This is a genomic window from Flexibacter flexilis DSM 6793 (assembly GCF_900112255.1).
Taxonomy (GTDB): domain Bacteria; phylum Bacteroidota; class Bacteroidia; order Cytophagales; family Flexibacteraceae; genus Flexibacter; species Flexibacter flexilis.
In genome coordinates this window covers 177335-204081 of record NZ_FOLE01000009.1, presented here as the reverse complement: position 1 = coordinate 204081, position 26747 = coordinate 177335, and the positions used below count along the sequence as shown (strand labels likewise).

General features: G+C 40.9%; 17 protein-coding genes. 6 read left to right on the top strand and 11 right to left on the bottom strand.

The window, feature by feature from the left end:
- Together BM090_RS18685 and BM090_RS14500 are read left to right on the top strand one after the other, a co-directional pair.
- Window positions 1-405: hypothetical protein (locus BM090_RS18685; protein ID WP_221405409.1), on the top strand; the 405-nt coding region annotated here is incomplete at its 5' end.
- Between the two features lie 177 nt (window positions 406-582).
- A complete protein-coding gene (locus BM090_RS14500) occupies window positions 583-2733 on the top strand; it encodes a S46 family peptidase (protein WP_091514814.1) in 2151 nt (716 codons plus the stop codon).
- Window positions 2734-2795: 62 nt separating this feature from the next.
- Here the strand turns inward: BM090_RS14500 and BM090_RS14495 are convergent, their stop codons facing one another.
- The 3 genes from BM090_RS14495 to BM090_RS14485 form a co-directional block, all read right to left on the bottom strand.
- Entirely contained in the window at window positions 2796-5039 is a 2244-nt protein-coding gene (locus BM090_RS14495) for an OmpA family protein (protein ID WP_091514812.1), read from the bottom strand.
- Between the two features lie 36 nt (window positions 5040-5075).
- A complete protein-coding gene (locus BM090_RS14490; RefSeq protein WP_091514810.1) occupies window positions 5076-5783 on the bottom strand; it encodes an OmpA family protein in 708 nt (235 codons plus the stop codon).
- Between the two features lie 267 nt (window positions 5784-6050).
- Entirely contained in the window at window positions 6051-13076 is a 7026-nt protein-coding gene (locus BM090_RS14485; RefSeq protein ID WP_177199953.1) for a T9SS type A sorting domain-containing protein, read from the bottom strand.
- A 353-nt stretch (window positions 13077-13429) separates the two neighbouring features.
- Between BM090_RS14485 and argS the strand changes: the two genes are divergently transcribed.
- Window positions 13430-15211 (top strand): arginine--tRNA ligase, encoded by a 1782-nt coding sequence (argS, locus tag BM090_RS14480; protein WP_091514805.1) that lies wholly within the window; start codon window positions 13430-13432, stop codon window positions 15209-15211.
- Between the two features lie 85 nt (window positions 15212-15296).
- Here argS and BM090_RS14475 read toward each other — a convergent pair whose 3' ends face one another.
- A complete protein-coding gene (locus BM090_RS14475) occupies window positions 15297-16559 on the bottom strand; it encodes a DUF1573 domain-containing protein (protein ID WP_091514802.1) in 1263 nt (420 codons plus the stop codon).
- A 265-nt stretch (window positions 16560-16824) separates the two neighbouring features.
- Between BM090_RS14475 and can the strand changes: the two genes are divergently transcribed.
- Window positions 16825-17487, top strand: a complete 663-nt coding sequence (gene can, locus BM090_RS14470) for a carbonate dehydratase (RefSeq protein WP_091514798.1) — start codon at window positions 16825-16827, stop codon at window positions 17485-17487.
- Between the two features lie 62 nt (window positions 17488-17549).
- On the opposite strand, the gene BM090_RS14465 is transcribed toward can, so the two are convergent.
- From BM090_RS14465 to BM090_RS14440, 6 genes are all read right to left on the bottom strand, one after another.
- Window positions 17550-17996: a YbjN domain-containing protein gene (locus BM090_RS14465; protein ID WP_091514795.1), complete on the bottom strand. Its 447-nt coding sequence runs from the start codon at window positions 17994-17996 to the stop codon at window positions 17550-17552.
- A gap of 38 nt (window positions 17997-18034) precedes the next feature.
- Window positions 18035-18793, bottom strand: a complete 759-nt coding sequence (locus BM090_RS14460) for a PspA/IM30 family protein (protein ID WP_091514791.1) — start codon at window positions 18791-18793, stop codon at window positions 18035-18037.
- 69 nt (window positions 18794-18862) lie between these two features.
- Complete coding sequence (locus BM090_RS14455) at window positions 18863-19666, bottom strand: polysaccharide biosynthesis/export family protein (RefSeq protein ID WP_091514788.1); 804 nt, start codon at window positions 19664-19666, stop codon at window positions 18863-18865.
- 78 nt (window positions 19667-19744) lie between these two features.
- Window positions 19745-21580: a glutamine--fructose-6-phosphate transaminase (isomerizing) gene (glmS, locus tag BM090_RS14450; RefSeq protein ID WP_091514783.1), complete on the bottom strand. Its 1836-nt coding sequence runs from the start codon at window positions 21578-21580 to the stop codon at window positions 19745-19747.
- Between the two features lie 109 nt (window positions 21581-21689).
- Entirely contained in the window at window positions 21690-23048 is a 1359-nt protein-coding gene (locus BM090_RS14445) for a DUF4270 family protein (protein WP_221405408.1), read from the bottom strand.
- Window positions 23049-23055: 7 nt separating this feature from the next.
- Window positions 23056-23871 carry a glycogen/starch synthase gene (locus tag BM090_RS14440; RefSeq protein WP_091514776.1) on the bottom strand — a complete coding sequence of 272 codons (816 nt, stop codon included), beginning with the start codon at window positions 23869-23871 and terminating at the stop codon, window positions 23056-23058.
- A gap of 199 nt (window positions 23872-24070) precedes the next feature.
- Here BM090_RS14440 and panC point away from each other — a divergent pair, with 199 nt between their 5' ends.
- Complete coding sequence (gene panC, locus BM090_RS14435) at window positions 24071-24943, top strand: pantoate--beta-alanine ligase (protein ID WP_245756738.1); 873 nt, start codon at window positions 24071-24073, stop codon at window positions 24941-24943.
- Window positions 24944-24997: 54 nt separating this feature from the next.
- Window positions 24998-25345 (top strand): aspartate 1-decarboxylase, encoded by a 348-nt coding sequence (panD, locus tag BM090_RS14430; RefSeq protein WP_091514769.1) that lies wholly within the window; start codon window positions 24998-25000, stop codon window positions 25343-25345.
- 105 nt (window positions 25346-25450) lie between these two features.
- Here the strand turns inward: panD and BM090_RS14425 are convergent, their stop codons facing one another.
- Complete coding sequence (locus BM090_RS14425; protein WP_091514765.1) at window positions 25451-26686, bottom strand: BaiN/RdsA family NAD(P)/FAD-dependent oxidoreductase; 1236 nt, start codon at window positions 26684-26686, stop codon at window positions 25451-25453.
- Window positions 26687-26747 lie beyond the last annotated feature (61 nt).

Below are 26747 nucleotides of genomic sequence, written 5' to 3'. Positions count from 1 at the left end.
TTTTTCAGTGCCTCGCTTTTCAAAATCTTAACCCCTCTCTCGTTTAATCGGGGTGCAAAGGTCAGAAACTTTTTTTTAACTTCCAAATCTTTTTCAAAAATTTTTAAAGTTTTTTCAAGTCTCTACTCGTATCAATCGCTCAACACAAGCTCTTTTTCCTTCTTTCAAGACTTAAAGCCGCTCTCATTAGAACCGCTCTTCCTTAATCGGGTTGCAAAAGTCAGCGTTTTATTTTTATTCTCCAAATATTTTCGCAAATATTTTTTGAGTTTTTTTATCGCCCCCTATAACTCGTTAGCTAACAACATTATAAAGCTCTCTCGCCTCCACCCAGAAACGCCCTCGTTCGAGCACCTCCCCCTTTATCGGGCTGCAAACATCTCCCCTTTTTCCTTATTTTCCTAATTTTCCAACAACTTATTTTTAATTTATTTATCAAGAGCCTTATTTTCAGCAAATTACATAATGAATGTTTTTAACAAAGGACTTTTAAAGCAAGAAAAACACGCAGATTAGGCCAACAAAACGAAAAAGTTATCTTTGCCCTTATCATAAGAGTTTATCATTAAAGATTCATTTATCATGTTTAACACAAAAAAATTACTGCTTAGTATTCTATTATTGGGCACGTTTCTGACATCTCGCGCCGACGAAGGAATGTGGTTGCCGCTATTTTTGAAGCAACTCAACGAAAAAGAAATGAAGGCGCAAGGCATGAAACTTTCTGCCGACGATATTTATAACCTCAATAAATCGAGCCTTAAAGATGCAATTGTGTTGTTTGGCGGTGGCTGTACTGGCGAAATTATTTCTAACGAAGGACTTTTGCTCACCAATCACCATTGCGGCTACGACGCTATCCAAACACACAGCAGCGTAGAACACGATTATCTCAAAAATGGCTTTTGGGCAATGAACAAACAAGAAGAGTTGCCGAACTCTGGCCTTACCGCTACTATAATAGTGCGCATGGAAGATGTAACCAAAGCCGTGTTGGAAGGAACAGCTCGTGGCATGAGCGAACAAGAACGCGAGAAAATTGTAACGGCCAACGTAAACAAGATTCGCGCGAAAGCCGTAGAGGGAACACATTATAGTTCGTTTGTGAGACCATTTTTTTATGGTACAGAATATTATTTGTTCGTTACGGAGGTTTTTAAAGACGTACGTTTGGTGGGTGCGCCTCCTTCGGCTATCGGAAAGTTTGGTGGCGATACAGACAATTGGGTTTGGCCACGCCACACGGGCGACTTTTCAGTTTTCAGAATTTATGCAGACAAAGACAACAAACCTGCAGCTTATTCTAAAGACAATGTGCCTTACAAACCTAAAAAGTGTCTGACCATCTCGACGCAAGGCATCAAAACCAATGATTTTACGATGGTGATGGGCTTCCCAGGTCGCACACAGGAGTATTTGACTTCGTATGCGCTTAATATTATTACCCAAAAATCAAATCCTTACAAAATTGCACTGCGCACACAACGTCTCAATATTATAGATGAGGCCATGCGTTCTTCTGATACGATTCGTATTCAATATTCGGCCAAGCAATCGGACATTGCGAATGCGTGGAAAAAATGGTCGGGCGAGTTGAAAGGCCTAAAGCGTTTACAGGCTATTGAGAAAAAACAAGCCTTAGAAAAAGAGTTTACGCAATGGGCAAATGCTACGCCAGAACGTGTCGCAGAATATGGGCAAGTGCTGCCTTCTTTGGAAAAAGCGTATCAAACCATTGATAAAATCATTTTAAATGTTGATTATCAGCGTGATGCCGTTTTTGCGGCGGACGTGTTGGCCTATGCTTCGGCGTACAAAGTATTTGCGGACAGTATCGCGACGACCAAAAACCCTGAACGTTTCTTTAATATCATAAAAGAACAAACCGAAGATTTCTTCAAAGATTATCACCAACCAACGGATAAAAAATTGTTTGTGGTGTGTATGTCGGCTTATTACAAAGACATTAAACCAGAATATCATCCAGCGATATTCAAGACTGTTACCGAAAAATTTGGCGGCGATTTCGGGAAATATGCTGACTATGCCTACGCCAATTCGTATTTGGTGAGTCCGCAGAAAGCCAGCAAGTTATGGGATGAATTACGCAAAAAGAATGTGGCGGCTCTTACAAATGACCCACTTTATAGCTTGTGGAAATCGTGCAACGACCATTATATCCAAAACATACTGCCTGTGTATCAACAGACTGCACAGCAAATCGAGTTGCAAAGCCGTTTGTATGTAAAAGGTTTGCGCGAAATGCAGCCCAATAAAAAGTTTTATCCTGATGCAAACAGCACTTTGCGCGTAGCTTACGGAAAAGTGAAACCATACCAACCCGCCGACGCGGTTACTTACGGCGTGCAAACTACGCTGGACGGTGTGATGGAAAAAGAAAATCCGAGTGTAGATGAATTTGTAGTTCCTGCCAAACTCAAAGAGCTTTATCAGAAAAAAGATTTTGGGCGTTATGGTGAAAAAGGCAAAATGCCGTTGGCTTTTATTGCATCTAATCACACGACTGGCGGCAATTCGGGTAGCCCAGTGCTAAATGCTCGCGGCGAACTTATCGGTACAAACTTCGACCGCTGTTGGGAAGGAACAATGAGCGATTTGATGTACGACTCCGAACAATGCCGTAACATTACGCTTGATATTCGCTACACGCTGTTTATCATAGACAAATTTGCGGGAGCAGGACATTTGATTAAAGAATTAGATATTAAATAAAAATAAAAAAGGAGGCCAATTTATTTTGACCTCCTTTTTTTATTGCTAAAAATCTAAAATACTTATTTCACAACTGGCACGAACTCCACGCGGCGGTTTTTCTGACGTGTCGTTTTGGTTTCGTTGCTGAAACGTGGACGCTCTTCACCAAAACCTACCGAACGAACGCGATCAGGATTTACGCCATTTTCTGCAAAATATGCTTTCACAGTTGCGGCACGCTGCTCGGAGAGTTTCTTGTTTAATTCTGCATTACCAGAGTTGTCGGTATGGCCATCAATCTCGATAGAAATAGACGGATACTTTTTCATAATAATCACCAACTTAGACAATTGCGGCTTAATATCTTCAGGAACTAAGGATTTTCCCACAGAGAACGCCACCATCGTACGGCGGAACTCCTCTAACACAGAACGCGGGATTCTGGTTGACTTCTTAGCTCCAGAGGAACCTTTTGCTACGTTTGAGTTTGACTCTGTACTGTCTGTAATAGTGATTTCCATATCAGACGGCGTGTTGGTATTGACAGAAGTCGTAGTGTTGTTTTCGCTTTGAACTTTGTATTTGCTAATATTTTTATCCCTACGCAAAAGATTTGCTTTCGGGTCAGGTAATGTTGTTTTAATACCAGATTTGCCACTGCTCACCGTACTTGCGCCAGATTCATCTACTGCTTTGCGAACATTGGCCGTTTTGGTAACAGGGTCATTGGCATCTGGGGTCGTGGTTTGGTCTGCCAAAGCCAATGTTTTTTGCGTAAGCAAAGAGCCGTTACCTGTCGTATCCACGCCTGTATTTTTAGCAATCACTTCTTCGATAGTAGGAGCTTTATAAGCTACATATTCGCCACGACCTTTATTGATTGTCAGAGTCATTGGCATCGTTGGTTTTACCACCGCAACGGCAGTTACTGGTTTAGGTACGGCATTGCGCAAAAACGGAATACGGAAAATGTCCACATCTTCGCTAGAAACGCCACGAGAATAATAAACATAATCGCCAGCTTGCGATACATAATAATACGCATCATCAAAAGCCGTATTAAGTACTGGTCCTAAGTTTTCGGGTTCAGACCATTTCTCCCAAGTATCGTCGAGGCGGCGGGTAATAAAAATATCGCTGTCGCCAAAACCACTATGTCCTTTTGAAGAGAAATAAAGTGTAGTGTTATCACCAGCCACCATAAAAGGAGCCGACTCTTCGCTTACAGTATTAACGTCTTTTCCCAAATTTTTGGGATCGGACCAAGAGTTGTCTCCTTTTTTGAAACTCACATAAATATCGCGGTCGCCAATTGCGTCAAAACTTTCAATGGCCATTAGCAATACTTTATGATCGGTAGTCATGTAATAATCTGTATGAACCGATGAGTTATGATGATCAGGAATATTAACGTTTTGAGGCTTGGTAAAACCTTGTGGCGCAAGCGAACAAGTGGATGCTCCGTCTGTCATCGAGCCATCTTCTTTGTATTGGTTGCCCAACAAAAAGAATGGTTGATCTTTTTGATCTTTAGAAATAGCACAAACAAAGTTTGGATACGCATTATTAAGCGGTGCTCCAATATTAGTAGCGGCATTCCATTCATTATGCTTCTCATCTAATGTAGAAACCCAAATATCTTCATCGGTTGTACCACCAATATTATTCGGATGATTTTGACGGCTAAAGTATAGATTTTTTCCATCAGGAGTAAGCACCGCCATGTGTTCGCGGTAAGGACTATTAACCCCTTCGCCCAAATGCTCTGCCCACAAATAACGCTCACTCTCTTCGGAAAGCGTGATTTCTAATTCAATAGGTCGGCGCGAATCCGAGATACCAATCGCATCAATGGCTGGCTGGTCGTGCATACGCGACACATCCAATACGATTTTGGCGGCAGCTACTTTATACGATGTAAGTGGAAAATAAACACGTAATAAGCGATTTTTGGCGGCCAATGATTTGGCCGAAAAGGTATTAACTAAATATTCCTTGCCTTGCGTGTCGTACAAAAACAATTGGTATAAACTACCAGGGAAGTTAGACTCGGCAATGGCCACTTGGCAAACTTGTGTCGGTTTATCAAACCCCACTTTCAAATACTCCAAACCACCCGCACTTGGCACCCAAGCACTAGGGTTTTCCCCATAACCTGGCAACACATTAGGACGTTTGAGTGCTTGTTCGGCACTATATTGCGTTTTGGAAAGTTGCGAAGAAACTTCAATAACAGAAGTAGCCCATTGTTGGTGAGCCTTTTGCGCAACCAAATTAAAACCAATACAAGAACAAGCAATACTGAGTAACAGTTTTTTATTCATGACTAATCACGTTAGTTTTTGATAGCTGGCAAAAAATTAAGGTTTAAGCACGGTTACTTCTACTACTTGTTCGGTGCTTGATGTTGGCTTAGAAGCATCTGGCAAAAGTTTGACACGTGCACGAGCAATTCCTCTTTTGATAAGAAAATGTCGAAGAGCTTTAAGGTGTAAATCTCGTTGCTCGGAGCTCGCAGGGGCTTTTGCTCCGTTGCCCACGGTAATGGTAAGCGTTGGATTTAGCTGAAGCAGTGCAACCAGTCTATCCAATTCGTCATAAGAGCTCACCAATAATTCATTATCTTCACCAAAAGAAACACTGCGCAAATCAATTGTTTGTTTGGCTTGAATTGGCTCTAAAGCTAAATCCTGCGCAAAGGAATGATTGTTTTCGTCCGTAGCATTAGCCACCACATACCCAGACAAATAGCCTGCTGCTTGGACTTCAATGGCATACTGGTTGCGTTCATATAGCTCAATGCTAAAAGCACCCGTATTGTCTTCCGTATCCAAAAAGCCAATGATATTGCCATTGGGAATGTCGCGATAATATACTTTTGCTTTGATGGGATGTTGCGATACCTTATCAAATACTTTACCTGCTATTATCAATGAATCCTGCGTTTGTGTGTTGGCAGCAAAAGACTGCGTTACAACTAATAGCAACCCCACTGCAATGGTCAGGGGTTTTGTAAAGAAAAAGCGATTTCTTTTATTATTTGTAGCAATTTCTTTTAGTAATTTCATAATATTACATATTTAAGACACTTGATGTACAGGGCTAAAGAGGGGCAAAAATAAAGCATTTATAATCTAAAAGCAATAAATACTTTCAATTAAAGCCATTTATATCATACTTTTTTATGCTAAATATTCACAAATATTACGCTTAACAAATAATTTATTTTTTTATCATAAAAATAAAAATCTATATATAACAAAGGTCTGTTATATTGCCACGCCACCAAACGCAACAATATAACAGACCTTTTTGAAGTAATAATTAACTTATAATTATTGAATTACAAGCTTTTGAATAAATGTTTCGTTGCCAGCAGTTGCACGTACCACATACACGCCTTCTGGCAATATTGCAAAATCATTGAGCAAAATGCGACCTTGAGTCATTAGTACTTTTTCAAGCATTACCCTACCCAAAGCATCTGTAACCGTTAGGTTTACTTCCTGCACATTTTCTGCACCTAATTCTACACAAACCATTTGGCCTTTGGCCACAGGGTTCGGATACATCGCCCAAGTAGCTTTTGAGCCGCTCACCTTTACGATAGACGAATAAGTAAACGCGCCATCAAAATCTATTTGTTTAAGGCGATAATACGCGCCTGCTTGCAATGCCTTTTGATCTAAGAAGCTATAATTACGGGTTTCGCGGCTATTTCCTGCACCTTGTATTGTCCCGATGGCTTCAAAGTTGCGACCATCCGCAGCGCGTTCCACCACAAATGCTTGATTATTTAGCTCAGAAGCGGTAATCCATTTTACCAAAACCTCACCCGAATTTTGCGCCTGCGCGTCAAAAGAAAGCAACTGAATTGGCAACGGCTGCAACCCTGCAATAGAACCAAAAGTAATCGGGCTAAAACTTGATAGCGTAGAAGTAGAAGTAATACTACCCGCACTCGGAATTGAAGCTGGCGAACCTCCTTGCGAACCCCACTTGTTGGTAGATGAAGAGAAATGCGCCACCACCAAGTCTGAAGGAGCTGAAGAGTTCAAATCACTGCGCACCGAATTTTCCCAGTACAATGTTACTTGACAAGTAGGTCCTGCTGCTGTAACACGTTTCAAATCCCAATATTCTACACCACTGGCATAAGTAATACCTGGATTCATATACGCAGCATTAGCATTGTTTGCGGGAGCTGAGGCATAATATTGACAAGTAAATTCTGTGGTAGTGGCATAACCCGAAACAGGGATCATACCCAAACGCGCCCAGTAACCACCCGCACCCACAGGGAATGTAAAGGCCGTATTGCCTATTTTCTTCATAATACCATTTACATAGCTAAGGGCATTGCCTGACGAAGCCGCCGAGCCATTGGCCATAATAAGCAAATTAGTAGCAGAAGTATTAATCAGGCCACTTGTCAGCGTAAGTGTAGTAGAAATGGTTAAAGGAACTGCTAGATTTAGATTTGAATTGTTGCTAGTAGCAATTGTTAAACGACTAACAGCAGGGGCTTTGACTACGTCACCACTCCAAGTTTGGTCTGCCGCACCATCTAAAATAACAGTGCCGCCACTACTCGAAAAAGTAATCGCATTTCCAGAACCAATCGTCGAAATATTGCCTGCAAACGTAGAAGCATTAGTATAAGCTGGTAATAGCAAACCAGTGCCATTTTGAAGGAAAGTAACATTACCATTGTAGTCGTCGGCAGCGGTACTACCGAGTCTCAAACGCCCTGTATTGGTAACTGTAAAGTTTGCCGAGCTATTATAGATATTACCGCCGTTGCTATCATTGTTTGATGTTCCAGTCTTCGTGATAGCCACCGTTCCATTGAACGTGTTGCCCGTAAACCTCTGTGATGGAGAAGTATAGTTTATTGCTCCATTAAAAATATTACTCGTAAACGCCATAGAAGAGTTTGCGCCAGAAGTGATCGCGGAGACAGAACCATTAAAAGTAGAACCATTTAATGAAATAGCCCCATCAACCACAGAAGAAGTCAAATTTCCGTTCATGGTACTACTGTAACCCGCCAGACCAATTTCTAAACGAGCACTGCCCGTCAAATTAATGTTTTGCGGCGTAGTGCCTAATTGCGTGAAACGGTATAAACGAATCATACCCGTATTAAATGTTCCGACATTAAACGTCTTCGTGTCTGCTAACGCTGCATTCCCATTATACCCACTCCAACCTACCAAAAAGCCATTAGAGGCTGAGGCTATGGCCGTGTTGGTAAGATTTATATTTCCATTAAAGAATGCTGTACCTCTTAATATACGCAAATAAGATTCGGATGTCGCTGTACTTGTATTATTGAAAGTAAAGTTTCCATTAAATGCAGTAGTAGCACTATTGCTAGATTCTCCTATATAAAGTCTAGAATTAGATCCACCCGTAGAAGTGTTATTCATAACTACATCTGCATTATAGATACCTGTTCCTATTGAATTTATATAAAAATCATGAGAACCAAGGCTTGTAGCACCATGATTAATTGTCAGCGGCGCATTAAAAGTAACAGTAGCTCCATTATGTCCTAAATGGAATGTACTGCTATTACCCATAGGAGTGTTATTAATAATCGTAGTCCCCGCAAATGTAGCTGTTGCCCCACTAGCAACAGCAATAGAGCTAGTGGGATTAGCACCACTTGTTGTATTATTAATTGTTGTAGTACCACCAAAAACGTTTCCAGCCGAACCGTATGCCAATTCCATGCTACCCGATCCTACGTTATCAGCCGTAAAATCAGTTGTAAAAATATCTGGTGCTGTATTAGCCAAACGAATTATCCCACTAGCTGTATTACGAATATTAGAAACGCCCACAAACGTATTACCACCGCTACTGTTATTGGCTCCACTACCTGTTTTGGAAATAAGGCTTGTACCATTATAAAGGGTATTACTTAAATAAACATTCGGAGCAGAAAAGTTTACATTGCCATTCCAAACCGTACCTGTCGAAACCACCAGCGTGGCTGTCCCCGTAAAAGTTAAGGCTTGAGGAGTAGTGCCTTGTTGCGTAAAACGATAGATATTTAATGTTCCTGAATCAAATCCAGCAGCACCAACCGTTATTGTTTTACCATCGGCTAAAGTAGCCGAAGCAGAAGCATTGTTACAAAATGTAATAGGCACAACACCGCCACCTACGTTGGTAAGCTCAATGTTATCATTAAATAAAGCTGTACCATTGATGGGTAAATTGATAACCGTGGAAGCATTCGTATTACTATTATTTACAGTAACCTTACCCATAAAAGTATTGACACTTCCAGTTCCATTACCAACTCTCACATCTGAACGCACAGCACCCAGTATATTAAAAGTTACAGTCCCATTAAACCTTATATTGGCAGCAGTTTCTGTTATAAAAAATGTCGTGTTAGAGCCTGTTGATGCTGTTTTATTACTATTAAACACTACATCTGAAGCGAATACAGTCATCTGGCCACTATGACTATAAGCAATATAAATGGCATTTGCACCCGTATTATTAAAAGTGGTAAACGCATTAAAAAAGTCAGGATTTGTACCCCCAACTAGCAAATAACCAGAGCCACTATTGGTAATTGTCGTTACACCATTAAAGGTATTGCCACCGCTGGAGTGATTATCACTTGCTCCTGTTTTCTCTAATACAGTAACACCATTATAAACAGTATTTGCCAATAATAACTGAGGTGCTTTAAAATCTACATTGGCATTCCAAGTAGAGGCTATACCAAGTGTAAGTAAAGCTGTACCCGTCAGGGTTAAAGTTTGCGCCGTGTTACCAACTTGCGTAAAGCGGATAAACGACAATGAGCCACCCGAAAAACCAGCAGCACCAATCGTAACGGTTTTGCCATCGGCTAACATCGCTGAAGAGGTAGCTGAACTAGCCCCAAAAGCAATATTGGTCAAACCCGTATTCGTAACCTCTATATTATCATTAAAAATAACAGGACTTGACAAGCCAAAAGTAATACTAGTAGAAGCAGATGAATTGCTATTGACTGTTACTTTTCCATTAAAGGTACCATTGGCACTCGCATTATTACCAACCCTAACATCCGAACGCATCGCACCAAGAATGTTAAAAGTTACAGCCCCATTAAAACTAACATTAGCATTACCTTCTGTAATGAAAAATGCGACAGAAGAGCCTGCAATACTTGTTTTATTACTATTAAAGACCACATCGGACGCAAAAGTTGTGGTTTGGCCTGTGTGCCTATGCGCAACGTAAATAGCATGTGCCCCTGTATTATTAAACGTAACAGCAGCATTAAATGCATCGGCATTAGTACCACCTGTAAGCAAATATCCTGTACCACTGTTTGTAATTGTGGTTAGCCCATTAAAGGTATTGCCGCCATCACCCCAATTGTCTGTTGCGCCATTTTTCTCCAAAGTTGCTACACCATTATAAATAGTACCGTGCAAATACAGTTGCGGTGCCACAAAGTTTACATCACCATTCCAAACACTACTAGTACCCAAAACCAGAACAGCTGCGCCTGTCAAAGTAATGGCTTGCGCCGTGTTGCCAACCTGCGTAAAACGATAAATACTCAAAGTTCCCGTATTAAAACCTGCTGCTCCTATCAATAGTTTTTTGCCGCTGGCCAAAGTGCAAGTCGCAAGTGTACCAGAACTAAAATAAATTCCTCGACTACCTCCTGTATTGGTTAGTTCTATGTCTTCATTAAAATTGCACACTCCTTTATCATAACCCAAATACACCTCTGTTGTTGGGTGGCTATTTGTTACATTGACCGTAAGCTTACCATTAAAAATCAACGTAGAGACTCCTCCCGTCCATGCAGGATTGCCCAAACGAATATCAGATTCTATGGTTCCACCATCCACATTAAATACCACATCTCCATTAAACACCACATCCGCAGTACTTTCCGCAATCATAAAAGCCATAACAGAACCCGTAGAAGCTGTTTTGTTGGCATTAAAAGTAGCAGTCGAAGCAAAGGTAGTAGTCTGACCAGTATGGTTATGTGCAACATAAATAGCATGCGCACTTGTATTGTTAAATGTAACGGCTGCATTAAACGCATCAGCATTAACATATCCCGTAAGCAAGTATCCTGTACCACTATTGTTAATTGTGGTCAGGCCATTAAAGGTATTTCCGCCATCACCAGCGTTATCCGTTGCGCCATTTTTCTCCAATATTGCTACCCCATTATAGGTAGCTCCACTCAAATACAGTTGCGGCGAAACAAAATTAACATCACCATTCCAAACACTACCTGTACCCAAAATCAATGACGCTGTACCTGTCAAAGTAATGGCTTGCGCTGTACTGCCAACCTGCATAAAACGATAAATACTCAAAGTCCCTGCATTAAAACCTGCTGCTCCTATCAAAACTTTTTTGCCTGCCGCCAAAGTACATGTGGATAATGAACCCGAGCTAAAATAAATACCTCGACCACCTCCTGTATTCGTTAGCTCAACATCTTCATTGAAGATGCAGATACCTTTATCAAAGCCCAAATAGACTTCCGTTATTGTGTTGCTATTCGTTACATTGACCGTAAGTTTGTCATTGAAAGTCAACGTAGAGATACCTGTTGCCCATGCTGGATTACCCAAACGGATATCAGACTCTACTCCTCCGCCGTCCACATTAAATACAACAGCTCCGTTAAACACCACATTACCAACACTCTCTGCAATAACAAAACCTGCTGTAGAACCCATCGATGCTGTTTTATTGGAATTAAAAGTAGCGGTCGAAGCAAAGGTCGTAGTCTGACCAGTGTGGTTATAAGCTATATACATAGCGTGTGTTCCTGTATTGTTAAACGTAACAGCAGCATTAAACACGTCCGCATTAAGATTTCCTGTCCTCAAACTACCCGAACCACTGCTCGTAATGGTTGTTAGCCCATTAAACGTATTACCGCCATCACCAGCATTATCCGTTGTACCATTTTTCTCCAATATAGCCACTCCATTATAGGTAGCTCCATTTAAATACAGTTGCGGTGCTTTAAAATTTACATCGGCATTCCAAACAGTATTGGTCTCCGAGTACAAAGCGGCTGTACCTGTAAGTGTAATATTTTGAGCTGTCGCTCCCAACTGCTTAAAGTTCTCAAACTTAAGAGTACCTCTATTAAAACCATCAGCTCCAATACTTACCGTTTTACCCGAAGCCAAAGTAACTATACCTGTATAAGTACTGGTCCAACCGAAATACGCACCGATAGTTCCTGCACCCGTAGCAGTACTGCTTACTATTATGTTTTCATTAAAAGCTACATTACCTCTGAGAATACGCATATAAGAACTTGCCACTGCCGAAGAACTACTGTTGTACGTAAAATCTCCATTGAATGTAACATTACCCGCCGAATTACTTTCTGCTATATAAAATCGTGAATTATTACAACCAGACGACGTATTTATATAAGTAAACGCACCATTAAATACGACTGTACCTGACGTATTAGCAATACTTACATCATGGTCTCCTGTACCTGTACTAGCTTGCGTAATATTGACTGCCGAGTTAAATTGCAAGTTACAGCCGTTTCCACTGCCTAGCTCTATCAAACTTCCCGCTGCCGCAGATGCTCCATTAAATGTGGTAACTCCAGCAATTGTGGCCGAACTGTTATTGCCTCTACCAACCGAAACAATACTATTAGTCGTACTTCCCGTACTATTTTGATTGATGGTTAATGTAGAACCAAATGTATTACCCAATGAGCCATAAGCCAAGTGTACAGACGAAGAACCCATATTGTTTACCGTAACAGCACCCTGAAAATTATCAGGCGAACTGCTCCCAAATAAAAAGTAACCACTACCGCTATTATTGATGGTAGTAGCCCCCATAAACGTATTATTTCCTACACTATTATCATTACTACTGCCTGTTTTGGTGAGCGTAACCGTATTGTTAAATGTAGCATTACGCACGGCCATTGTCTGTGCTGTAATACTTACTGGACAGTCAAAAACAATTGGCCCTACCGAGCCAAACAATGCTGTGGTCGCACCCGACACGACAAACGAACCGTTCTTAATAGTGCCCAACGTAAACGTAGCATTGCCGCTTACTGTAAATGCGAAGCTACCCAAATCAAGTGTACCTGATGTAAGGGTAAGATTGGTGCAGCCACCCGAAACACCATTATATTGTGGCACATTAGCTGCCGAGACAATCACGATGTCATCTGTGGCAGAAGGCACGCCCGAATTGGGTGTCCAGTTGCTCGGATTGCTCCAAGCCGACGATACAGAACCATTCCACGTATAACTCGTAGCCTGTGCCCCTACGGACACCAGCATAAAGAATACATAGAAAAAATGAAAGAGTTTCATTTTTTTCATAAAAAGAGATTTAATAGTTAATTTAATCAAGCAAATTTAGAAAAATTTTGTTATTAATATTATAAAGCTCTAACATTCAATACAATATCATACACTACATAACACTATCTATTACAATATAAAAAAATGGTTATCACCTTGTTTTCCAATGTATATTCTGGTTTATACGCCTACTGCCATTATTTTATACAGAAAAAAATATTTAGTTTTCTTTATGCAAAAAACTAAAAAAGAGCAAAGAGCTAACACATAACATTACTCAAGCGTGTTTTGTTACGGAAAATAATTAACGCAGTCAACACGAATATTCGCATATTTGCACCCCAAAAGATTTACACAAACTCATGAACATAGAAAATGTCATTAAGGCTGGGATTAGCCTTGCTTTCAAGCAATTATTCAACTCTTCTTTAGAAGCCCACGATATAACTTTGCAGCCTACACGTAAAGAATTTGAAGGACAATACACTTTCGTTACGTTTCCGTATGGTAAAATATCTGGCAAAAATCCTGAAGAAACAGGGAAAGTAATAGGACAATTTATATTAGAAAATCTGACAGAAATCAGTGGCTTTAATGTAGTGAAAGGCTTTTTGAACTTGGTCGTAGCCGACTCGGTTTGGCAACATCAGTTTCAAACGATGGCCAGTGCTTCAGATTTTGGTCAGTTGCCCGAAAACAACCAAACCGTAATGGTCGAATATTCTTCGCCCAACACGAACAAGCCTTTGCACTTAGGCCACTTGCGCAACAACTTTTTGGGCTTTTCCGTATCGCAAATTTTAGCGGCGGCAGGTTATAACGTTGTGAAAACCAATATCATAAACGACAGAGGCATTCATATTTGTAAGTCAATGCTCGCCTACCAAAAATTTGGTAATGGCGAAACGCCACAGTCTGCCAACATGAAAGGTGACCACCTTATCGGCAAATACTACGTGGAGTTTGACAAACACTACAAAGCCGAAGTAGATGCCCTCAAAGCACAAGGCATCGCCGAAGACCAAGCAAAAAAACAAGCTCCGCTTATGTTGCAAGCGCAAGCCATGCTCCAAGACTGGGAACGCGGCCACGAGGCTACTGTCGCACTTTGGAAACAAATGAACGAATGGGTTTACGAAGGTTTCGAGGCCACGTACAAACGCATGGGCGTGAATTTTGATAAATATTATTACGAGTCCAATACCTATCTGCTCGGCAAAGACATCGTGGAAGAAGGCCTACAAAAAGGCGTGTTTTTCCGTAAACCTGACGGCTCGGTTTGGATTGACCTGACCGCCGACGGCCTCGACGAGAAACTCGTACTTCGCGCCGACGGCACGTCCGTGTACATTACCCAAGATTTGGGAACAGCGGATTTGCGTTTTGCGGATTTTGCTGCTCAAAAATCTGTGTATGTGGTTGGTAACGAGCAAGATTACCATTTTAATGTACTTTTCTTAATCCTGAAAAAATTAGGCCGCAGCTACGCCGACGGTTTGTATCACTTGTCGTATGGCATGGTGGATTTGCCTTCGGGAAAAATGAAGTCCAGAGAGGGAACGGTAGTTGATGCCGATGAATTGATGGGCGACATGGTAAGCACTGCCAAAGAACGCACCTTGGCTTTGGGCAAAGTGGCCGACTATAGCGAACAAGAAGCCGCCGAATTGTACGAAATGCTTGGCATCGGGGCTATCAAATATTTCTTGCTGAAAGTTGAGCCAAAGAAACGTATGCTTTTCAACCCCGAAGAATCTATTGAGTTACAAGGCAATACGGCAACGGCCATTCAGTACACGCACGCGCGTATTTCTTCGATTTTGCGCAAAGCCAAAGAACAACAAGTGGAAGCCAACTATTCGGATTTGCCAGCGTTGCAAACCGCTGAACGTGAGTTAATTATTTTGCTTGCCGACTTCCCTAAGAAAATCCGCGAGGCTGCCGAAAGTTATTCACCTGCGACAATTGCGGCATACGCCTACGACGTGGCACGTGAGTATAACCGTTTCGTGGCCGAAGTACCTGTACTTTCTGCCGAAACCGAACAACAAAAAGCCTTCCGCGTGGCACTTTCCGAACTCACAGCCAAAGTATTGCGCAAAGCAATGGGCTTGCTCGGCGTGTCTGTTCCCTCGCGCATGTAATCCAAGATTGATTTTATCGCAACAAAAAAGCGTGGCCTTCTTACAAGCCACGCTTTTTTGTTTTTATATCAAAACTGATAATCAATTATTTTTCTAGTTTAATAGCTTCCGCTTTTACTACTTTTCCTTTGATAGTAATCATTTGCGTAGGCTCAGACGGGTCGTTGGTATAGATGGTAACCGATTGTTGTTGGTCGCCTTCGTGTTTGCCAACTGTATTAAACGAAACTTTAATATTGCTGCTTTCGCCTGGGGCTAAAGTTGTTTTTTCGGGCGAAGAAGCCGTACAGCCGCAACTTGCTTTCGTTTTGAAAATTTGCAATGGTGCGCCGCCTTTGTTGGTAAATACAAACTCCGTATTTACCGTTTCACCCAACTTAATATCTCCAAAATTGTGTTCTTTTTTGTTAAAAATCATTTTTGGCGATTTGGCTGCTTCATCTTCCGAAAGTTTACGCGGCTCTTCTTCGATGGTGGCTACCACCGACAAAGGCAAATTTTTAGGAGCGTTGGCTTTCGCTAAATCGTAACTGTAAGAAGTTTTGCCACTTTTGGCCGCTTTCTTGGCTTTGGTCGGAACGGTGGCATAGCTAAGTTGCAAACCATCATTAGTATAGCCCCAGTCCCCACGAACTTTTGCGTCATAGGTTATGATAATTTCCGACGTTGCTTTTGGTAACACAACCGCAGGTTCTACTTTGGCGGTCAAATGTTTGGGCAAGTTAGCAATTGTACCCAACGAAATGGCCGAGTCGGAAGCATTATACACTACAAATTTTTCGGTAGAAGGTTTGGACGGCGACACGCGACCCATGTTCATGTAGCGCGACACCATGCGCAACTTTTTGGTAAGTCCTAAGCTATCAGGATACAAATCTGCTGGTGTTTTCACGCGCGGCGTTACCGTTCCTTTTATGCCCAACACGATTACTGGCGCAGTTGCATCACTGGTCACGGTCAATTGTTTATCAAAATTACCTGGTCTATGATTCGGATCGTAGGCAGCTTCCACAAAACCTTTTTTGCCTGGAGCTACTGGCGTTTTTGTCCAGTCGGGCGTAGTGCAACCGCACGAAGCCTGTACGTTTTTAATATTCAAAGGCGATTTTCCTTTGTTGGTAAAAACAAAGCGGTATTTCTGTGGCCCACCTTCTTCACGAATTGTCCCGAAATCATGTTTTAATTTCTCAAATTCAATAACAGGTTGTGTGTTTTGAACGGGAGCAACATTAACAGGTTGTTGTGTAGCGGCAGGCTGAGGCGTTGGTGCTACCAACGAACGCAAAGGCTGTGCGGTAGCCGTCAGGCTCGCCAAAACAAATGAAAAGGCAATGACTTGTTTATTCATATTTTTATAGTATTATTTTATAATTTTAGTGAATAAATAAGATACTAAAACAGTGTTAAACAACAATTTATCGGTTAAAAAGTTCAAACATTTTAGTCAAAATTTATTCAAGTAATATTTGCAAATATATTAAATGAAAAGTAGGGCAAACGATTTAGATTTTATAAATTTTGTATAAAAAATACTTACCCTTTAACTTTTTGCTATATTTTTGTAAGAATCTATTTTCAATGAGCAACAACATTTGACACCCAATCAATTTTATATGACAGACAGCAGCATCATACATCAACTCTTAGACAACAATAAACAGTGGGTGGAGGAACGCCTCAAAACAGACCCCAGTTATTTTGAGGATTTATCGCAAGGGCAATCGCCTTCTATCTTGTGGATAGGTTGCTCGGACAGCCGCGTACCTGCCGAAAGCATTTCGGGTGCAGAGCCAGGCGAACTTTTCGTACACCGCAACATTGCCAACTTGGTCGTTAATACCGATATGAATGTATTGAGTGTGGTTGATTATGCCGTTCGTGTGTTGAAAGTAAAGCACATTATTGTTTGTGGCCATTATCAATGCGGAGGTGTAAGAGCTGCCATGAGCAACAGTACCGTTGGTATTTTGGATAACTGGCTCAGTAATATCAAAGAAGTGTACCGCCTGCACGACCGCGAATTGGAGGCCATCGAAGACGAAAATATAAGAGCCAATCGTCTAAGTGAATTAAATGTTTTGGAGCAAGTGTATAACTTATCGAAGATTACATCAATCCAACGCGCATGGCAAGAAGGCCCATCACCTGTGTTACATGGCTGGGTTTATGATTTGGGAAATGGGCTTATCAAAAATCTGGATTTTACGCTCAAAAGTAACAATAGTCTCGACGACATTTATAAATTTGACTTCAAAGCCGAAGAAGAGAAGAAATAAAACAAAAATGCCTCTGACTCACCAAAGTAAACAGAGGCATTTTCTATCTTTTTAGGGCAAAATTATAGCGTAACAATACCGCCTTTTTCTTTTACCATTTCGTCGTATTCGTCAGCAATATAGGCTACCGTTTGAACGGCTGCCGAAAATTCGCTAAAGTCTAAGTTACTGGCTGGCAATGAGTAAGTAAATACTACTGAGTCAAAGCTTAGCCCGAAGCTACCAAACGGAATGGTTGCGTTCAGATGCAACAATTCTTTAGCAAATTCTTCTGAAACAGTTACGTTTTCGGCCAAATATGAGAATACCGAAACCAAGGCATCTTCGCTGTGCCAAGGCACTACACGAATACAAACTGTAACCGTTCCGAAACTAAACGAATAAATATCATCTACTTTCACGATTTCGTATTCGTCGAAAAGTTGTGAAAGATAATGCTCAATGTTTTGGTTTGTAGAAGCAATAATTGCTTCATTTACACCTTCTTTTAATATCTGAAACTTAGGCATTTTCTTGATTTTTGATAGAGAAAAGTAAAACTAAAAACCTACTGTTGACCTAATTGGGCTTTGAGTTTGGCCAACTCATCGTCTGCCGAAGGAGTAGCCGTTGTGCCGCCCGTTCCGATAGCCGTAGGATTTGAGCCGCCCGCAAGTTGGGCTTTAAGTTTGGCAAACTCGTCGTCCACTTGAGTGTTTTTCTCCATTTTGCGCAACTCTTCATCAATCGAAGTGTTTTCGTCAGCAAGTTGCGTAAATGCCTGTGCCTCAGCTTCGATTTTAAGAATTTTTTCCTCAAATTTATCAAATTTCGCAAAAGAACTATTGTCCAAACCGCCCAATTTCTTGGCTACATCAGATTGTGCTTTCGCATTTTGGCTGCGGGCAATCAACATAGATTCCTTCATTACCGCCTCATCAAGTTTGGCTTTGAGTCTATCTACTTGTTCTTTGATTTGGGAAGTCGTAGCGTGCGCCGATTCAAACATTTGTTTGTACTGCGCATATTGCTGGTCTGCTTGTGCTTTTTTGGCCAAAGCAGCTTTTGCAAGTTCTTCATTACCGCCTTGCAATGCTTTTACGGCTTTGCCGTGCATTTCCTCGGCCAGTCTTTTGAAGTTAGCTGTTTGCGCCTCCAAACGTTTTTCATTGGCCATTGCCTGTGCTAATGCGGCGGTTGCTTTTACTTGACCTTCGCGCATTTCCACGACCATGAGTTTAATCATTTTTTCGGGGTCTTCGGCTTTGTCGGCCAAATCGTTGGCATTTGCCTTGAAAATATCAACGAATCTTGAGAATATTCCCATTTTTTATAAAAATAAAGATTAAATGATGCGATAAAAATATCAGAAATTTAGCAAAATATCTAATATTTTTTAGTTAGAAAATCTATTAAATAAAGACAAGGCCAATAATATGGCACTAACCCCTGTTGTTATATAACCATATACAGGGTAATTTAAACGTACCATCTTGGCCGTAATTGGCTTGACATACAATATATCATTAGGAGCCATGAAAAAGTACGGAGATTTAACTAAGTCTTGATCAGTCAGATCTATTTTATGTACCATATAACCATCTGGTGTAGCTCGCAACAATTCTATCCGTTTTCTATCACCATAATCCGTCAAATCATTGGCATTTCCAATAGCCTCTAAAATAGTAAATCGCTCTGCCATAACATTTTGAACTCCAGGATTTTTGACATCTCCTAAAACCGTAATTTTAAAGCTATATAACCTTACTTTTACAATTACATCATTTAAATACAAAGATAATTTACGAGAAATACGAGCATCAATAGAATCCAGCGGGAGACCTTGTACATTGATTTTACCAATCATCGGCATACGAATTTCGCCACTATCATTGATAATATATCCACTAAAATATCCTCCCCCAGCACCCATATTGCTAGAACTATTTCCTGTCGTACTATTTCTAGCACTCTCAATATTAAATAAAGCAACAGCTTCTTGATCTGGGCACAAAACTGTTATATATAAAATATCTCCAGGTCTTACTAAATATTTTTGTTTTTCTACTTTCAAAAAGACAGAATCAGGCTCAGGTTTTACTTTACTCTGAAGATAAATATAACTTTTCCTCGGAATACAAGAAACCGATAAGCAAACAAATAAGCAAAAACAAAAAGCAGTTTGTAAATTCTTTATCATGACCTTTGGTTAAAAATAATAGCGACTAAAAACACTTTATTTGCCTTAGTCGCTATTGATAGATTAGTATAAAATTCTTTATTCTACTGTTACAGATTTAGCCAAGTTACGAGGCTGATCCACATTACAACCACGCATCACGGCAATGTGATATGAAAGCAATTGCAATGGAATTACAGAAATTAGTGGCATAATAGCTTCGTTCGTAGCAGGAACTTCAATAATAAAATCAGCCATTTTAGGAATAAGGGTATCGCCTTCAGTTACCACAGCTATTACTTTTCCTTTACGCGCTTTTACTTCCTGAATATTCGAAACTATTTTTTCGTAAGAACTATCATGCGTAGCAATAAATACCACTGGCATTTCTTCATCTATCAAAGCAATTGGTCCGTGCTTCATTTCTGCCGCAGGGTAACCTTCCGCATGGATATAAGAAATTTCTTTTAGCTTCAATGCTCCTTCCAAAGCCACAGGGAAATTATACCCACGACCCAAATACAAGAAATTACGCGCATCCTTGAAAATATCAGCGATATACTCAATCTGCTTATTGAGAGCCAAGGCTTTTTCTACTTTTACTGGAATTTGCTCCAAGTCAGTCAATAACTCATGATAACGCGCCTCCGTAATAGAACCTTTACGATGTGCTACTAATAAGGCAACCATTGTAAGTACTGTAACTTGAGCTGTAAATGCTTTGGTACTTGCTACCCCAATTTCAGGGCCAGCGTGCGTATAAGAACCTGCATGCGATGCTCTTGCAATGGAAGAACCCACCACATTACACACACCAAAAATAATTGCTCCTTTAGATTTAGCCAACTCAATAGCCGCCAATGTGTCCGCCGTTTCGCCTGATTGAGAAATAGCAATCACCACATCACCTTCTTTGATAATTGGGTTACGGTAACGAAACTCTGAAGCATACTCTACTTCCACAGGAATGCGCGTAAATTCTTCAAAAATATATTCGGCTACTGTGCCTGCATGCCAAGATGTACCACAGGCCACAATCAAAATGCGGTCTGCATTAACAATCTTATTAATGTATTCGCGCAAGCCACCCAACACCAAATGGCCTCTGTTTGCGTCCAAACGACCACGCATACAGTCACTTATCGAACGTGGTTGCTCAAAAATTTCCTTCAGCATGAAGTGCTCATAACCACCTTTTTCGATAGCTTCCAGTTGCATTTCCAACTTCTGAATGTAAGGAGTAGAAGGAATATCTTCCACGTTACGAATACTTAACGAACCATCACGGATCGTTGCAATTTCATAATCGTTCAGATACACCACCTCATTAGTATATTCAATAATTGGCGTAGCATCCGAAGCCAAGAAAAATTCATCTTTGCCTATACCCAACACTAACGGGCTGCCTTTGCGAGCTGCAATAAGTTGGTTTGGTGCATTTTCGTCAATAATAACAATGGCGTAAGCTCCTACAACTTTATTCAAAGCCAAACGAACAGCTTCTTCCAAACTACATTTTGTATTTTGGTAAATATCATCAATGAAGTGAATAAAAACTTCTGAATCCGTATCGCTATGAAATACGTGCCCGCGTGCCGTTAGCTCCTTTTTCAAAGAATCATAGTTTTCTATGATTCCGTTGTGAATGATGGCTAAATTTTTATTAGAAGAATAATGCGGGTGGGCATTTCTGTCATTAGGTTCGCCATGTGTAGCCCAACGCGTATGACCAATACCAATTTTACTGCTCAACTCTTCTTCTGTAAGTGTTGCTTCAAGATCAACAACTTTACCTTTTTTCTTATATACATTCAGGCCGCCGTTCAAAAGAGCAATACCTGCACTATCATAACCGCGATATTCAAGGCGTTTTAGACCCTTAACAATAATCGGATAGGCTTCTCTATGGCCAACATAAGCTACGATTCCACACATAAATTGGTCGTAATGAGTTAAATATTAAAAAATGTTTCCTAGCGTTAATTTTAATTGTGTGTTAAAAACACCTGCAATTCTATACAATTATTTTAAAAAAAGTAACCCATTAGTCTAATTTTATATAGTATAGTTTCAAACGTAGGGGATTTGTCGTATTATTTTGATCGCCAAAAAGTAAACGAGAAACAGACGTTCTGGTACTGGCACTTGTAATAATTAACCCATTATTATCCACTTGCCCCTGCAAAACATCATTAAAATACGAAGTAAGCGGAAGTGTATAAGTGTATAAATGATTGATAGTATCCTGCTTGCTTAGTATTGTGCGAGAAGCAGTATAATAGGTAGTTCCTGATGAATTATACATATACGATTCAGTTTTAAGCCCTATTGTTGTATCTACATCTATCAGAGGCACACGCGTCTGCGGATACTTTTCTCGGGGTTGCGACAGATACAGTGCGGCAGGAGCTATCATTTCTCCCGTAGCATATTGGCTCTTCAACTCCAATTCAGCCTTCACTATCTTTATTTTATTCGCTCCATTAAAATACTGAGGAATATTATCCAAGAATGGGAAATTTAGATACCCTCTGATACCAGTACCGCTTTGCACCGCCACTAATTGATTCGTAGTACTAGAACTTACCAAATTAGGGGCACTGACATTACTCAAAAATGTACCAGCCCTATTTCCTTTTATTTGATTAAATCTATTGCCATTAATAATGTTAAGCGAAAGTGTCTTAGCAGTAGTAGTAACACCAGTTGTTCCTTTATAATAGATTTTCACTTCTGATTTACTATCAGTTGTTGTTTCATTCTTCAGGATAGCAAAATCTAATATACATGTGTTATTATCAATATCAGGTTTTATAACAAACCATGAAGGAAAATCACGTGAAAGCTCCGTGTATGTCCAAGTTTGTTTGTTGAGAATCTGATTACCCAATGCAGGATTTAACTTAATCCGAGCCACCGCATCGGTACCCCCTGGATTAGGTTTGAATGATGTCTCGCCCAACAAAGCCGCTCCAGCTTTTACGGCTTTTTCAGAATTGGCATACAACGGTGCTGTAAGCGTATCTTGTAGTTGGTATATCTTGAAATGCTGTATTTTACTTGTGTCTCCATAATAATTATACGCATAATCAAGAATCATGACAATAGAGTCCAACGTGCGCGTTTCTCCTGCAGGAAAGCTAATACTTGTTGTGTATATTTGACCATAAGCCTCAGCAGTAGTACGGCCAAATTGAGGGTCTAGATAAGAGCCTACCAAATACCCACCAGAAGAATACGTATAAACAGAATCACGCATCATGGTGTAGGTATTAACAGGCAGGTTATCCAAATAAATGGCATTGATTAAATCTTCTTCGGGCTGAACGTCAAGCCCTATGCGGTTGGGGTCTTCGCAAGAAGGTAAAGTATAAAGGGCTAATAAACATATTATTAGCCCCATTTTGGCGTTAGCCCATAAGTTCTGTGTAAAGATTGAAGTAAGATTCGACGACATCTTCTTCTGATTCGAGAATGTGTTCAATTTTTTTTGCGTTATGAAGTTCTGAAAATAGTTTATCAAGGCTTGGATTTGCTTCTTCGGGAGCTTTGATGCACGCATCAGCGTACTCTGCTCCTATTTTCACAAATCCCTCATAATCGGCAGAAAGCAAAGCAGACAACATTGAGTCTTCTATGTCCATCATTTTTACTTTCTCCACCAGACTACTATCAAACTTATAATCAAATGAATTATTGTACACAGAGAACACTGTTTTGGTATCTTTAAAAACAGGGTCTTTTTTGTAGGTGGTTTTCAGATACATGGGTATCAGACTTGTCATCCAATCGTTGCAATGCACGATGTCTGGCGACCAACCTAATTTTTTCACCGTTTCTAACACGCCTTTGCAGAAAAAGATAGCTCTTTCGTCGTTGTCGGCATAAAAGCGGTTATCTTTATCAAAAAATACTGATTTGCGCTGGAAATAATCTTCATTATCAATGAAATAGACTTGCAAACGCGCGTTGGGGATAGATGCAACTTTGATGACTAACGGTTTCTCCTCATCTCCTACCGATATGTTGATTCCTGAAAGACGCACCACTTCGTGCAATTTATTTCTTCTTTCATTTATCAAACCAAAACGCGGAATTAAAATTCTGATTTCCATTCCTTTTTCTTGCATGGCTTGCGGTAGCTTGCGCAAGAAATCTGCCACTTGGGTAGTTTGCAAAAACGGGTTGATTTCGCTCGCTACATAAAGTATCCGTAGTTTCGACATATATATATACTCTAATAAAATGCTATTAGACAAAAGTTTGGGAACGCAAAATTAACAAAAAAAATATCATTTCTCAACTTTTTTTGTTTGCAATAAAATGTAGCTTTGCGCCGCCTATCTTAGGCCTCGCAAGCTTGCAAGCACACACGTATTCTATAAACAACTGATTTTGAACATATTGTAGCATTTTTACACACAAATGGCTACTACCCTAAAGCCTATGTTATCTGTTATACATCAGCCCCACGAACTCCAAGCACTCCTCAACGAGCGTAAAAGACAAGGGGCAAGCATCGGTTTTGTGCCTACAATGGGTGCATTACACGACGGACATGCCTCACTTATCGAAAAATCGTGGAACGAAAACGATGTAACCGTATGTAGTATTTTCGTCAATCCGACACAATTTAACAACCCCGACGACTTTCTACATTACCCCAAAACCATCGAACAGGACACCCAACTACTGCAAGAGGCAGGCTGCGATTACTTATTTTTGCCTACCAGCGAAACCATGTATCCCACAGGCACGCCGCGCACACGTTTCGACTTTGGCGCATTGGAAACGGTCATGGAAGGGGCTTTTCGCGCTGGGCATTTCAATGGCGTGGGGATTATCGTCTCAAAATTATTGCACTTGGTGCAACCCGACAAAGCCTATTTCGGTCTCAAAGACCTACAACAATATTTGGTGGTAAAACAACTAGTAGCAGATTTGGGATTTCCTGTCCAAATCATTGGTTGCCCCATTATCCGCGACGAAGACGGCTTGGCCATGTCTTCGCGTAACAAACGCCTGACCGCCACGCAAAGAGCCATTGCGCCACTTTTGTATAAAGCACTTCAAAAGGCAGAAAGCCTTTTGGCTACCAAAGATTTTGGTCAAATTCAAGAAGAAGTAGCCGCACTGTTGGCCACCGAACCAAGTTTTAAACTGGAATATTTTGAAATTGCCGACGGCCAGACACTCGAATCAATAAAACATTATTCACCCGAAAAATCTATTGCGCTTTGTATCGCCGCATTCTTGGGCGATGTAAGGCTCATTGATAATATTTTAATTGAAAAATAAACACTTCATTGTGTATCTAATTGGCTGCAAGCCAGCTTTTTATTTAATTCAACTATGTTAATAGAAGTTTGTAAATCAAAAATTCACCGCGCACGCGTAACGCAAGCCGAATTGCATTACGTGGGAAGTATCACCATCGACGAGGCTCTTATGGACGCGGCCAACCTTATCGAAAACGAAAAAGTGCAAGTCGTGAATGTAAACAACGGCGAGCGTTTGGAAACGTATGTGATTAAAGGTGAACGCAATAGCGGTATTATTTGCCTCAATGGGCCTGCGGCACGCAAAGCCCAAGTAGGTGACATTGTGATTATCATCGGCTACGGCTACATGGATTTTGAAGCAGCCAAAACCTTCAAACCATCCTTAGCTTTCCCAGACAACAACAACCGTTTGGTATAGTCCACCATGCGCCCCAAAAGGCACATTTTGCTTACTAAAACAAAAACCTCAAGCAGATACACAACTGTTTGAGGTTTTTTATTTTTGATCAATAAAAATTTATTTTCAGGAAAGCATTTGCGCGGCATTCGTACCCGCCACAAAGCCCGTCGCCCAAGCGGCCTGAAAGTTAAAACCTCCCGTAACGCCGTCAATATCAATTATTTCCCCCGCAAAATACAAGCCTTTGCACACACGGCTTTCCATCGTATTCCAGTCGATGTCTTCAGCACTAATGCCGCCAGCCGTTACAAATTCCTCTTTAAAAGTCGTTTTGCCTTCGGCCTGCAACACGGTACGCGTGAGCAAATCCAGCAATTTGTTCAAATTCTTTTTGGGTAAATCTACCCAGCGTTGCGCGGCTTCGATGCCCGCCTGCGCACACAAACTTTTCCACAAACGAAGCGGCAAACCTTCCACCGAATGACTGCTTACTTGCTGTTGCGGGCTGTCTTGTTTTTTGGTTTGTAAAATCTGTAACAATTGTTCTTGGTTGTATTTTGGCAACCAATGTATCTGAAAATCAAAGCGATAGTTTCTTTCCGCCAACTCACGCGCCGCCCATGCCGAGAGTTTCAGCACGGCAGGGCCACTAAAACCCCAATGCGTAATGAGTAGCGGTTGGGTTTGCTCCATGTCCACACCCGAAATTTTCACTTTACTTTCGGGCGTAGAAACGCCAGCCAATTCCAGAAACGGACTGTTAGGCGTGTTGAACGTAAACAACGACGGCACAGGCTCAACGATTTGGTGTCCCAAAGCCGCCGCAATTTGGTAATGTTGGGGTTGCGGATGGCCGCCAGCCGCCAAAATTACTTTCTGACAAATGTATTGTTGCGTAGGCGTTTGAATTATAAAATCCTGATTTTCTGTTTTTTGAATATCAATTACAGCACTTTGCAAACGTACTTGTACGCCCAAATGCTTGGCTTCTTCTTCCAAACAATCAATGATACTTTGTGAGCTATCCGAAACGGGAAAAATGCGGTTATCGGCTTCGGTTTTGAGCGGAACGCCTCGCTGCTCAAACCATTCGACGGTTTGGGTCGGGCTAAAATTTTTGAATACAGGTCGGAGGAATTTGCCGCCACGCGGGTAAAATGACAAGAGCTTTTTTATATCAAAACAAGCGTGCGTAACATTGCAGCGTCCGCCGCCCGACACTTTTACTTTGGATAAAACTTTTGTTGTTTTTTCTAAAATAATCACCTGACAATCAGGCGAAACAGTAGCGCATCGGATAGCCGCAAAAAAACCTGCCGCCCCTGCTCCTATCACTATCACGGTTTTGGAATTACTCATGGGAGTTGTTGGGAAAACGAAACAAAAACCTTATAGGTTTTGAGTGCCTATAAGGTTTCAT